12 protein-coding genes and 1 rRNA gene are annotated in these 12,235 nt (G+C 30.5%); 6 read left to right on the forward strand and 7 right to left on the reverse strand.

All coding sequences use genetic code 11. The features are described from left to right. The first annotated feature begins 19 nt into the window (after positions 1-19). Positions 20-2,500 (forward strand): T9SS type A sorting domain-containing protein, encoded by a 2,481-nt coding sequence (locus BMY86_RS12765; RefSeq protein ID WP_091470273.1) that lies wholly within the window; start codon positions 20-22, stop codon positions 2,498-2,500. Between the two features lie 73 nt (positions 2,501-2,573). On the opposite strand, the gene rocD is transcribed toward BMY86_RS12765, so the two are convergent. Together rocD and BMY86_RS12775 are read right to left on the reverse strand one after the other, a co-directional pair. Then, positions 2,574-3,818, reverse strand: coding sequence for an ornithine--oxo-acid transaminase (gene rocD, locus BMY86_RS12770; RefSeq protein WP_091470277.1), 1,245 nt, complete (start codon positions 3,816-3,818; stop codon positions 2,574-2,576). Positions 3,819-3,960: 142 nt separating this feature from the next. Next, the gene (locus BMY86_RS12775) at positions 3,961-4,503 is read right to left on the reverse strand and encodes a DUF1697 domain-containing protein (RefSeq protein WP_091470280.1); all 543 of its coding nucleotides are present in this window, start codon (positions 4,501-4,503) and stop codon (positions 3,961-3,963) included. Positions 4,504-4,571: 68 nt separating this feature from the next. On the opposite strand from BMY86_RS12775, the gene rlmD reads away from it, so the two are divergent. The 3 genes from rlmD to BMY86_RS12790 are packed head-to-tail and all read left to right on the forward strand — an operon-like array spanning position 4,572 to position 7,173. After that, entirely contained in the window at positions 4,572-5,984 is a 1,413-nt protein-coding gene (gene rlmD, locus BMY86_RS12780; protein WP_091470282.1) for a 23S rRNA (uracil(1939)-C(5))-methyltransferase RlmD, read from the forward strand. A gap of 3 nt (positions 5,985-5,987) precedes the next feature. Beyond that, a complete protein-coding gene (locus BMY86_RS12785) occupies positions 5,988-6,482 on the forward strand; it encodes a DUF6452 family protein (RefSeq protein WP_091470284.1) in 495 nt (164 codons plus the stop codon). Then, entirely contained in the window at positions 6,463-7,173 is a 711-nt protein-coding gene (locus BMY86_RS12790) for a DUF6048 family protein (RefSeq protein ID WP_091470287.1), read from the forward strand. Before BMY86_RS12785 ends, BMY86_RS12790 begins: the two co-directional genes overlap by 20 nt. A 60-nt stretch (positions 7,174-7,233) precedes the next feature. Here BMY86_RS12790 and BMY86_RS12795 read toward each other — a convergent pair whose 3' ends face one another. Together BMY86_RS12795 and BMY86_RS12800 are read right to left on the reverse strand one after the other, a co-directional pair. Beyond that, positions 7,234-7,467, reverse strand: coding sequence for a hypothetical protein (locus BMY86_RS12795; RefSeq protein ID WP_091470290.1), 234 nt, complete (start codon positions 7,465-7,467; stop codon positions 7,234-7,236). Between the two features lie 28 nt (positions 7,468-7,495). Beyond that, positions 7,496-8,662 (reverse strand): THUMP domain-containing class I SAM-dependent RNA methyltransferase, encoded by a 1,167-nt coding sequence (locus tag BMY86_RS12800; protein ID WP_091470292.1) that lies wholly within the window; start codon positions 8,660-8,662, stop codon positions 7,496-7,498. Between the two features lie 86 nt (positions 8,663-8,748). Here BMY86_RS12800 and BMY86_RS12805 point away from each other — a divergent pair, with 86 nt between their 5' ends. Next, entirely contained in the window at positions 8,749-9,492 is a 744-nt protein-coding gene (locus BMY86_RS12805) for a class I SAM-dependent methyltransferase (protein ID WP_091470295.1), read from the forward strand. Beyond that, positions 9,492-10,205 (forward strand): ZIP family metal transporter, encoded by a 714-nt coding sequence (locus BMY86_RS12810; RefSeq protein ID WP_091470299.1) that lies wholly within the window; start codon positions 9,492-9,494, stop codon positions 10,203-10,205. The genes BMY86_RS12805 and BMY86_RS12810 overlap by 1 nt, the downstream gene beginning before the upstream one ends. Positions 10,206-10,207: 2 nt before the next feature. Here BMY86_RS12810 and BMY86_RS12815 read toward each other — a convergent pair whose 3' ends face one another. The 3 genes from BMY86_RS12815 to rrf all read right to left on the reverse strand — a co-directional run. Then, positions 10,208-10,705, reverse strand: coding sequence for a MepB family protein (locus tag BMY86_RS12815; protein ID WP_091470304.1), 498 nt, complete (start codon positions 10,703-10,705; stop codon positions 10,208-10,210). After that, positions 10,705-11,922: a glycosyltransferase family 4 protein gene (locus BMY86_RS12820; protein WP_091470308.1), complete on the reverse strand. Its 1,218-nt coding sequence runs from the start codon at positions 11,920-11,922 to the stop codon at positions 10,705-10,707. The genes BMY86_RS12815 and BMY86_RS12820 overlap by 1 nt, the downstream gene beginning before the upstream one ends. A gap of 227 nt (positions 11,923-12,149) precedes the next feature. Next, positions 12,150-12,235 (reverse strand): 5S ribosomal RNA (gene rrf / locus BMY86_RS13240); the annotation flags it as partial.

Here is a 12,235-nt window from a genome sequence, read left to right on the forward strand (position 1 = left end):
ATTTTATAAATTATAATTCATGAAAAAAATCTTGCTAATTATTCTTCTTTGCAACACAGCTTATTCTCAAAGTGTTTGCAATCCAATTGGAACTACAACAAATCCTAACTTTCCTACAAACCCTCAAAATCAAAGTTTTTTAAACAATTTTGATTGGACCACAACTAGTAGCTCTTTAAACATCAATACTGTTTGCACACCAAACAGTTATACAACTAATCCTTTCGAATCGAATCAAACAGAATTATTACCTCTTTCCCTTGTTAAAGACAATAAACCAGAAGATGGATGGGAAATAGTAGCTTACAATTTAGGCTATAATAATAACAACACTCCATTAAACGTAAGACCTGAGCATACCTATTATATGCTATACAATAAATATACGGGTATAGTAAGAGTTTTAGTAAAATGGTGCCGAAATGTAAATTACAATGGCGCAATGTTAACAATAAAATTTGCTCCTGGCTTCCAATCTAACCTACTCGACATGGCATACGATGAAAAAACAACTGACATGCCTCATATAGCAAACCCTTCATTTAGTACAGTTTTAAAATTTTATAACGACAACAATTTTTGGGGGTATGCAGATTTTAAATTAAACTATGACCCTTGTACTTGTTCTTTTACAGAAAGTTCAAGATTATTATTATATTCTGAATTAATAACTAATTCATCAGTTGAGTTAACAGGTAAAATCTCTGGAACAATATCATCAATTACTAATGGAGCAGGTAGTGTTAATTCGAATGGTAGTTTCTGGAAAACAGCAAATGTTATAAGCGACAAAATGATGCAAATACATGGAGGCATTACAAGTTTTCAAGAAAAATACCAAAAAATATATGAAAATCTTGCAGATGGAGGTATAACTATAAATGCAATAAATCAATTAGGAAATTTCTTTAATAACAATGCATTTATGAAAGCTGGCCTAAAAGCTGTTCCTTATGCAAGTTCAGCTGTAAAATTTTTATCAGGTTTATTAGGTGGAGGAGCAAGTGGCAACCAACCAATTCAGTTATCACCATTAAGTGTAAATTTAGATGTAAAAATCTCCGGAACAATAAGTACACAAGACCCAATGCATAATGTAACTATAGGCTTACCAGGATCTCAAAGCCAAAACATCTTACAAGGTGTAGAAAACGGACAACCCTTATACAATGAAACATTAGGTGTATTTTCACTAGTAAACCAACCAATAATGTATTACACAGAAACTCCAACTTCTAAAGGCTTTGTAAACAGAGAAAGGAAACAAATGTTCGATAATGTTAATTATGAGTATTGGGAACTATATAACGAATATAATTTTATTTCTAGAAATTATAAACTATCGGGAGAAACATTAAAATACGCCATAAACCCAGCCAGTAATTTAATATTGCAAGATGCAGAGATAATGTTAATAACTGAATACGAACACCCAAGCTTTGTATATAAAAATAAATATGGTAGTTTATATAATGTTTCGAATACAGACGAAGCAAATGGATTACCTATAACAGGAACCAATACAGGACCAATGATTGATAATATAAACTTCATTTTCCAAAATTCATTTAATCCAATTGGTGCAAATAATTTTAAAAATGATTATTCGTTTTCATATCTGTACGATATTCAAAATAAATCTGGCTCAAATTATAATAAAAAACGTAGAATTATCTATAGCCAAGGTACATCTAATTATTACCCATATAATACAATTTATTACTGGAAAGGATATAATGACAACACACCATGTATTGCACCTCCAAACTGGCCATCTTCAGAATTTTATGGCTCTCAACCATTTAGATATGTTCAAACTAAATCAGATGATTTCAACTATTCAACTTTAAACCCGACAACTAATTTTAGAAATGTTAGTATTATTGGAATGTCTGGTACAGGCCAAACAATTAGACCTGAATTTCTTGCCCCTAAAGTAAAACAGTTTAAATTAAAATTTGTTTTAAATTTAAAAAGAACGGATAATCCTAATGCTCAAAACGTATTATATGTAGTAACTTATCCAGTAAAACTATTACCTGCACCAGTTGGATACAACATGACAGGATCTGATTATATTCTAGACGCTCAAACATATGCTAACCAAATAGGATATAATCCTGCGACACCTACAAATAAATTTGTACCAGCAACTCAAGCAGAATTAGCTACTTTATGCTCAAGCACTACTTACAGAAATGGAAGAACAAATCTACAGGGTAGAATAAGCAATCAAAATTTAACTGATGAAGACAAAAAAATTTCAAATAGTCCAGTTTTATATCCTGTTCCAATTGAAAATACTCTAAATATTAAAACCAATTCATGCAATTTAGTTTCGATTATTGATATTAACGGAAGTATTATTATGGATATTAGCAACACAAAATTGAATGATGATATTGCTATAATTGATGTTTCGAATTTAAAAAAGGGAATTTACATGATTTCGTATTACGATTCTAAAGGCGAAATTCACTTTATGAAAATGATTAAATAATCGAAAAAAATAGTTGATTTCAAAAAAAATCCCGATTTGTATCGGGATTTTTTTATAATATTTATTCAATCTTTTATCTTTCAAATTCTTTTAATGTATTGATGATAATGTTCACACAATCCATTAATTGTTCTTCATTCATCACTAAAGGCGGTGCAAAACGGATTATATTTCCATGTGTTGGTTTAGCTAACAATCCGTTTTCAGCTAATTTCATACAAATATTCCAAGCCGTATCACTTTCTTCCGTATCATTTATTACAACGGCATTCAACAATCCTTTTCCTCTTACTAAAGTTGCTATATTAGATGTTTCAATATACTTACCTAATTCGGCACGGAAAATCTGACCTAAACGTTCTGCATTATCTGCTAATTTCTCATCTGTAACAACCTCTAAAGCAGCAATTGCAACTGCAGCCGCAACTGGATTTCCACCAAATGTAGAACCATGTTGACCAGGTTTAATTACATTCATAATAGCATCATTCGCTAAAACTGCAGAAACTGGATAAACTCCACCAGAAATTGCTTTACCTAAAACTAAAATATCTGGTTGTACATTTTCATGATGAACCGCTAATAATTTACCTGTTCTAGCAATACCTGTTTGAACTTCATCTGCAATGAACAAAACATTATGTTTTTCACACAATGCTTTTGCTTTTGCTAAATATCCTTCAGAAGGAACATAAACTCCCGCTTCACCTTGAATTGGCTCAACTAAAAATCCAGCAACATTTGGAGAAGAAGTAATTGCTTTTTCCAACGCCTCTAAATCGTCATAGGCTATTTTAATAAATCCTTCAGTAAATGGTCCGAAATTTTTACGTGCATTTTCATCATTAGAAAAAGAAATAATTGTAGTTGTTCTACCGTGGAAGTTGTTTTCACAAACGATAATTTGTGCTTGCTTTTCCGCTACTCCTTTTTTCTCATATGCCCATTTTCTACAAATTTTTAAAGCAGTTTCAACCGCTTCAGCACCTGTATTCATTGGCAACACCTTATCAAAACCAAAATAGTTAGTGATAAACTGCTCATAAACTCCTAATTTATCATTATAAAAAGCACGAGAAGTTAACGTTAATGTTTGTGCCTGATTTACCATTGCTCCAACAATTTTTGGGTGACAATGACCTTGATTTACCGCAGAATATGCAGATAAAAAATCGTAGTACTTTTTACCTTCAACATCCCAAACATACACTCCCTCTCCTTTGTTCAAAACAACAGGAAGTGGATGATAATTGTGCGCTCCATACTTATCTTCTAGAGCAATTGCTTCAGCCGAACTAATTTTTTCTAAAACTGACATGATTTATTTTTTATTGATTGTTAAATCGCAATTCCTTCTTTTGGAGAGAAATCATCCATAATTTTGTAAAATTACAAAATATAAATTCCAAATTCCAAAAAGAAAACGTTGGAATTTGGAATTTTAAAAAATTTGAAATTCATTACAAATTGTACATTTCCAACAATTTAGTCACCGTATTCCAATTTCGAATTGTAGCTACTACATTCAATTTCTTTTCAATGTATTTTTGATCTAAACGTGTTTTTCCTGCTCCAACTGCATATTTAATATAAATCCTACTCAAATCTACAGCAGCTTCATCTGGCTTAAACTGACTAATTTTTAAATCATTAATCGCAGAGGAATTCAATTCTTTAGAAATAAATGCCACATATAACTTCTTCGTATCACAATCTTTTTCTTTTAGAAACGGATTATTTTTAAAACACGATTCTAAATCTTCTTTCGAAATCACTACAATTGGAACATCTAACCCTAATTGTTTAAAAATTTCCTGTTTAATCGCAAAACCAACTGAAGCACCATGCTCTTCTTCCGAATCTATAAAAACATTACCCGATTGAATATACGTTCTTACATTTTGATAGCCCATATTTTCTAATAACGTTTTCAAAACATCCATTTTAATCATGTTATGTCCGGAAACATTAATCCCACGCAGTAAAGCCAAATGTGTTTTCATCAATCTTTTTTTTTTGATAAAAGTAAAATAATTTATCGTATCCCCATAACAATTCTTACTTTTGCAACATGGGAAAAAGAAGAACAGAAAAAATCGTATTCGAAAACGTACAAATCCTTGATGCAGGTGCAAAAGGTGTATCGGTAGCAAAAGCTCCTGATGGTAAAGTAATTTTTATTCCGAATGTTGTTCCAGGCGATGTAGCCGACATTCAAACAATGAAAAAAAGAAAAGCTTTTTATGAAGGAAAAGCGATTAAAATTCATCAGTTTTCGGAACACAGAGTTGAACCAATTTGCGAGCATTTTGGTGTTTGCGGTGGTTGTAAATGGCAAAATATGAAATACAGTCAGCAATTGCATTACAAACACAACGAGGTTTACAACAATTTAAAACGAATTGGAAAAATTGACTTACCAGAATTTGAACCTATTTTAGGATCAGAAAAACAATTTTTCTATAGAAATAAAATGGAATTTGGTTTTTCATCATCAAGATGGATGACACAAGAAGAAGTAGATTCTGGAGTTGAATTAGATAATAAAAACGCAGTTGGATTCCATATTCCAAGAATGTGGGATAAGATTTTAGACATTAACAAATGTCATTTACAAGAAGATCCTTCAAACGATATTCGTAATGAAATTCGTCGATTTGCTAACGAAAACAATTTATCTTTTTACAATCCAAGAACTAATGAAGGATTATTAAGAACCTTAATGATTCGTACAGCTTCTACTGGAGAATTGATGATTTTAATTCAGTTTTTCGATAGAAATAAATCGGAAATCGAATTAATTATGAATTTCTTAGCTGAACGTTTTCCTAACGTAACATCTTTACAATATGTTGTCAATCAAAAGTTAAATGATACTATTTATGATCAAGATATCATTACTTTTAAAGGCAGAAATTATATTTTAGAAGAAATGGAAGGTTTACAATTTAGTATTAATGCTAAATCGTTTTACCAAACCAATTCCGATCAAGCATATGAATTGTATTCAATTACTAGAGAATTTGCTGGCTTAACGGGTGAAGAATTAGTGTACGATTTATATACTGGAACAGGAACCATTGCGCAATTTGTTTCGAAAAAAGCAAAAAAAGTTATTGGTGTAGAAGCCGTTCCAGAAGCTATTGCGGATGCCAAAGAAAATGCGAAAAGAAATAATATTTCTAATTGTGATTTCTTTGTGGGTGATATGAAAAATGTTTTCAACGATGATTTCATTAAAACACACGGACATCCAGATGTAATTATTACCGATCCACCAAGAGACGGAATGCATAAAGACGTTGTGGAACAAATTTTAAAAATTGCTCCAGAAAAAGTAGTTTATGTAAGTTGTAATTCAGCAACACAAGCGCGTGATTTAGCGTTAATGGATGAAATGTATAAAGTGACACGTGTTCGACCAGTTGATATGTTTCCACAAACACATCACGTAGAAAATGTTGTGCTTTTAGAAAAAAGATAAGAAATGGGAAAAGTTTTTCAAGTATTATTATTAAGTTTTGTCTTTTCAAGCTGTGAAAAAGATGACATTTGTGATAGAAACACACCAACCACTCCGAAAGTTGTGATTGAATTTTATGACAATGCATCTCCAACTACTTTAAAAAACATAACTAAATTAAAGGTTGACGCAGCAGGATTCACTACACAGTTAAATTTTGACGCAGTTAGTAAAATAACGCTTCCGTTAAAAACGTTCGCTGATGTTTCTGCTTTAAATTTAACTTTAAACGGAACGGATACGGATAATACAAATGATAATTTAGACGAAATCACTTTTAATTATACAAGAAGAACGGAATATGTATCTAGAGCTTGTGGATATAAAACCTTATTTACTTTAGATGCAACAAATCCAGTTGTATTAACTAATGACGCAAGTAATTGGATACAAAATATTACTGTAACTCAACCAAATATTGAAAACGAAAATGAAACACATGTTAAAATATATTTTTAGTATCGTATTTATTTTGTGTTTTTCAATAGTGATTAACGCACAAGAGCAAACAAAAGATACTGTAAGAATTCCGCAACGTTACGGTTTACGACTTGGAGTTGATATTCATCGTTTAACAAAGTCGTTATATGATGACAATTATAAAGGATTGGAATTAGTTGGAGATTATAGAATTACAAAGAAATTTTACATAGCTGGAGAATTAGGTAATGAAGAAAAAACAACTGATGATGATAATTTAAATTATACTACCAAAGGAACGTATTTTAAAGTAGGATTTGATTACAATGCTTATGAAAACTGGTTAGACATGGAAAACCAAATTTATGTTGGAATGCGAGCTGGTGTAGGGAGTTTTAGTCAGCAATTGAATTCGTATAACATTTATCAACCTGGAAGTTTTTACGGAGTTAATACTGTAACAAATGGTCAAGAATTCAACGGACTTTCAGCTAGTTGGTTAGAAGTCGTAACCGGATTAAAAGCAGAAGTTTTTAATAATGTTTATGTTGGATTTTCATTACGTTTAAATTACTTAATTAATAATAAAGAACCCGATGGATTTGCTAATTTATACATTCCAGGTTTTAACAAAACTTATGAAAACAGTAAATTCGGCGCTGGTTTTAATTACACAATAAGTTACTTTATACCTTTATACAAAGGTAAAACGAAAGCTAAAAAACAATAAAAAAATCCCAAATTCTAATATTTAAATTGGAATTTGGGATTTTTAAATTTTGGAATTTCACTATTTAATTTCTTTTACTCCTTTAAAAAAAAGCCATTTCATAAATAACTTTTCACCTTCATGCGTTTTCACTGCTTGAAATTTTGGAGATAAAATTAGAGTACTTAAAAATGCCGCAATTAAACATTGTATAGTACTGAATCCTGAATACGCTTCAAAAAGATACTTAAATGGAAAGTAAATGATTACGAATCCTAAAAAATTAAATAATATTGATTTGGTTTGTTTAGACATAATGATATTTTCTTAAATCTTTAAATTTCTATTCTTCTACTCTATTATTAAATTTAGTACGCTTACTTCCAGCATACATTTCAAATTTTACAAAACGAGCTTCTAATTTTCCGTTGAATAATTTTATTTTTCTACTCGGACGTAATCCAACAAATTTTAAAGCTTCTAAATTTGAAGTAATAAACCAAGCATTTGTTCCTGGATAATTTTGCTTCAATGTATCGCCAATTTCTCTATAAAATCGTTCCATTTCAATATTCAATCGTTCACCGTATGGTGGATTAAAAACAATATGCAACGGACCTTCCACTTCTTTTTCCGATTCAAAAAAATCACCTTGTTTAATCGTTACATAATCCGATAAATTGGCATTTTCAATATTATCTTTAGCTTTAGAAACTGCACTTGGAGCTTTATCAAATCCTGTAATCGTATAATGAAATTCTTTAGTTTTTTTCAATAATGAATCTAAGATTTTATCAAACAATTCGGAATCCCAATCCATCCAACGTTCAAAAGCAAATTCTTTTCTATTGATATTAGCAGGAATATTACAAGCAATCATTGCTGCTTCTGCTACAATCGTTCCACTTCCACACATAGGATCTAAAAAATGTCCGTTTCCATCCCAACCTGAAAGCAATAACATACCTGCGGCTAAAACTTCATTAATTGGAGCAATATTCGTAGCAGTTTTATAACCACGTTGGTGTAATGAAACACCAGAAGTATCTAATGAAACCGTACAAAAATCTCTATCAATATGAATATGAATACGTAAATCTGGAAAATCTTTATCGATACTTGGTCGCTCACCAGTAGCTGCTTTAAATTGATCTACAATAGCATCTTTTACTTTTTGAGCTACAAATTGACTGTGTGTAAATTGTTCCGAATATAAAGTCGTTTCAATAACAAAAGATTGCTGAACTTTTAAGTAATCAGACCAATCTATTTTCTGAATACCGTTGTATAAAGTTTGCTCATTAAAAGCTTTAAAAGTATGAATTGGTTTTACAATTTTTAAGGCTGTACGTAAAGCTAAATTTGCTTTATACATAAAACCTTTATCACCCTGAAAACTCACACTTCTTGTACCTTTAACTACATTTTGTGCGCCAAGTTGCATTAATTCTTTTTCTAATATTTCTTCAAAACCAAAAAAAGTTTTGGCAACCATTTTAAAATTTTCCATAGACCTCTTTCCCTCAGAGAGAATTTATTAATTATTATTTGCAAAAATACATTAAATTTGTTGTTTAATAATTTCCAAACAGATAAATGTCAGATTCATTAGCAAAAAATTCAGAAAATTGGTTCAGTACTTGGTTCGATACACCTTATTATCACATATTGTATAAAAATAGAAATGATGAGGAAGCACAAGGTTTTATGGATAATATTACTCATTATTTAAACCTTCCAGAAAACGGAACTATATTGGATTTAGCATGTGGAAAAGGAAGACATTCAATTTATTTAAACAAATTAGGTTATACAGTTACTGGTGTCGATTTATCTGAAAACAGCATTAACATTGCCAAAGAATTTGAAAACGAAAATTTACATTTCAAAACGCACGACATGCGCGTACCTATGCATGAAACGTATGATGCCGTTTTTAATTTATTTACAAGTTTTGGTTATTTTGAAACTCACGAAGACAACATCAATACTTTAAAAGCTATAAAAGAAAGTCTGAACGAATATGGTTTTGGTGTAATTGACTTTTTCAATGCTGATTTTATACTTGAAAATTTAATACCAGAAGAAACAAAAGAAATTGACGGTATCGTTTTTAACATTAAAAAACGTGTTGAAAACAAAAAGATAATTAAAGAAATTCGTTTTGAAGACAAAGGAGAATCATACTTTTTTACAGAAAAAGTATCTGCTTTTACATTAGAAGATTTTGAACAAATGATGGAAGAAGCAGGAATATATTTATTAGAAGTTTTTGGCGATTATAAGTTGAGAAAATTTTACAAAACGCAATCAGAACGTTTAATCATGATATTTAAATAATGAATTACAACATATACATTTTTCCTTTATTATCAGTAATTATTGGTTATATATTCGCCACATTTTTCGCTCCAAAAAGCAAAAAAAACTTAAAATTATTATTAGCTTTTAGTGGTGCCTTTTTATTATCGTTAACGGTAATGCACTTGCTCCCTGAAATATACCACAATGAAGAAATTGTTGTAGAACCAGGTCATGAAGGTCATATACATTCAAAAATTGGAATTTTTATCATGATTGGTATTGTGTTTCAGATCATTTTAGAATATTTCTCAAAAGGTGCAGAACACGGACATGTACACGGTCATCAAAAAATATCTCACATTCCATGGTTGTTATTTTTCAGTTTATGTTTACATGCACTTTTAGAAGGCTTACCCATTAATAAACATCCGCATTTAGCATACGGAATTGCAATTCATCACTTTCCGATAGCGATTATATTAACTACGTTTTTCAAAAATGCACAATTGAATGCAAAAGCGATATTATTTTTCATGATTGCTTTTGCCTTTATGACTCCAATTGGAACATTTATGGCAGATAATTTAAACTTCATCACACACTATTACACCCAATTATCGGGAATAGTTATTGGAATATTATTTCATATTTCGTCTACTATTATCTTTGAAAGTAGTGAAGGACATAAATTTAATTTAGCCAAACTTTTAGCCATTGGTTTAGGAATTGTATTGGCGAGTTTTATGTAGAATTATCGAAATAACTTTTTTACCAATTCTATATCGAAAGAATCATTTTTTATCGAATAGAAATATTTTATTTGCCAATTTTGTGTTTTTTGAGCTTGTTTACTTGTTGGAACATCCCAAGGCGGATAGACTCTAATGCCTCTTTTTCCAGAAGACTTGTTATTAGTAATTATTCCTTTTTCTAAAAGAATTGATTTTGGAAATACAAATTGACCTAAATCTTCACCGCTTTTTGAAGTGATAACAATCATGTCGAAATTGTCTGAAACATCAAATGGAGTTGTAATTCCTTTATCATTTCTTTTCCAAATTGTTACAAACTGACCAATTTTTGTTGGTGTAATTTTTGAAAGTCGATGTATAATTTGAAACGAATTTAGTTTGAAGGCACAAGCTTGATATTCTTCACTTTCAGAATCAATTACAAGATTTGAAAATTCAAAATTACATTTATTGTAAACATTTAGAAGTTCTGAATTTAATGGATTGTTAACTCTCATTATTTATTCTTTTCTTCAATCCAACGACTCATAAATTCTGTGCTTCGCATGGTGTGAAATTGCAACATTTGGCCAATAAAATTATCGTTTCTGTGTGATTCTATATTAACTTGAAGAGTATTTAAAACTTCAATAAAATTTGCTTTATATTTAGAAAAAAGAAATTTATGTTTAATGATTTCAAAACCATTATTTACTGCTTCTTCCCAAATCTCTTTATTGGAATATAATTCTTTTGCTTTCTGTATGAAATCAGAATAATCATCTGCAATATATCCATTCCAAGGCAAATTATCGTGCATCGCTTCTGCTCCAATTGATGTAGTTACCGATGGCGTTCCATATTCCATACATTCTAGCAACTTCCCTTTTATTCCTGCTCCAAAACGGATAGGCGCTAGTAAAACTTTTGCTGAACAAATTACTTCTCCTGCACTTTCCGCTCTACCACAAATTAAAAATCGTTCTTTTGGATTGTGCAATTGATACACTTTCTGACTTGGATAGGCTCCATAAATATTCATTTTAGCATTAGGAAGTAATTCTTTTAGTTTTGGCCAAATTTCATTTTTCAAAACTAAAACAGAATCCCAATTGGGTTCATGATAGAAATTACCAATAAAAACAAAATCTTGTTTTACATCATAATTTTGATTTTCAGCATTAAAATCATCAATCCAAAGTGGTAAATAAAACAAAATGGATTTAGGAACTTGAAACTTGGTTTGCAATAATTCCATTTCATAATCAGAAATCATCAATGACAAATCACATCTAAAAATAGAAGCAATTTCTCGTTTTGCTACATCAGAATTATAATTTAAATCATTAAAAGAAATATTTTTCTTAACCGCATCCTGTCTGGCATTTCGCAAACAATGTAAATCTTCTGTGTCTAGTATTTTAATTGCATTAGGCAGCACATTTGATATACGCCAACCAAATTGCTCCTCCACCATAAATCGATCAAATAAAACAATATTTGGATTGATTCGAAGTGCTAATTCATCAAAACTAGAATCATTAATTTGAATAGAATGTTGCTTTATTCCTAAACTCGATAAATCAAAAGCAAATTCACTTTCTGATGCAATAGAGGCATACTCAACTATATATTTTTGAGATTGAAAAAAACGAATTAATTGAAGCATTCTACTTCCTGCTGCTGAAGAATTAGGCTCAACCCAAACCGAACTAATGATTAAAATTTTATTCATAGTCCAAATATACAAAGATTTTTTTGGGCGTTCCCTTACAGGTCGTGTGTTTTACTATATCTCCGATAATCAAAAACTACAAATAAATTTTTGTTTTTGCATATCGGAGGATAACGTTTCACCCACTAACGCTTTGCTATTTCATAAGGTAATATCCTTTTAAAAGAAAAACACTAGAGTTAAAAGCAAAAAAAAGAGGCTATCTTTTCAGATAGCCTCTTAATAAAAGAAGGCGGCGACATACTCTCCCACAAAAATGCAGTACCATCTGCGCAGTTGGGCTTAACTTCTCTGTTCGGAAAGGTAAGAGGTG

The organism is Flavobacterium urocaniciphilum, assembly GCF_900110615.1.
GTDB lineage: Bacteria > Bacteroidota > Bacteroidia > Flavobacteriales > Flavobacteriaceae > Flavobacterium > Flavobacterium urocaniciphilum.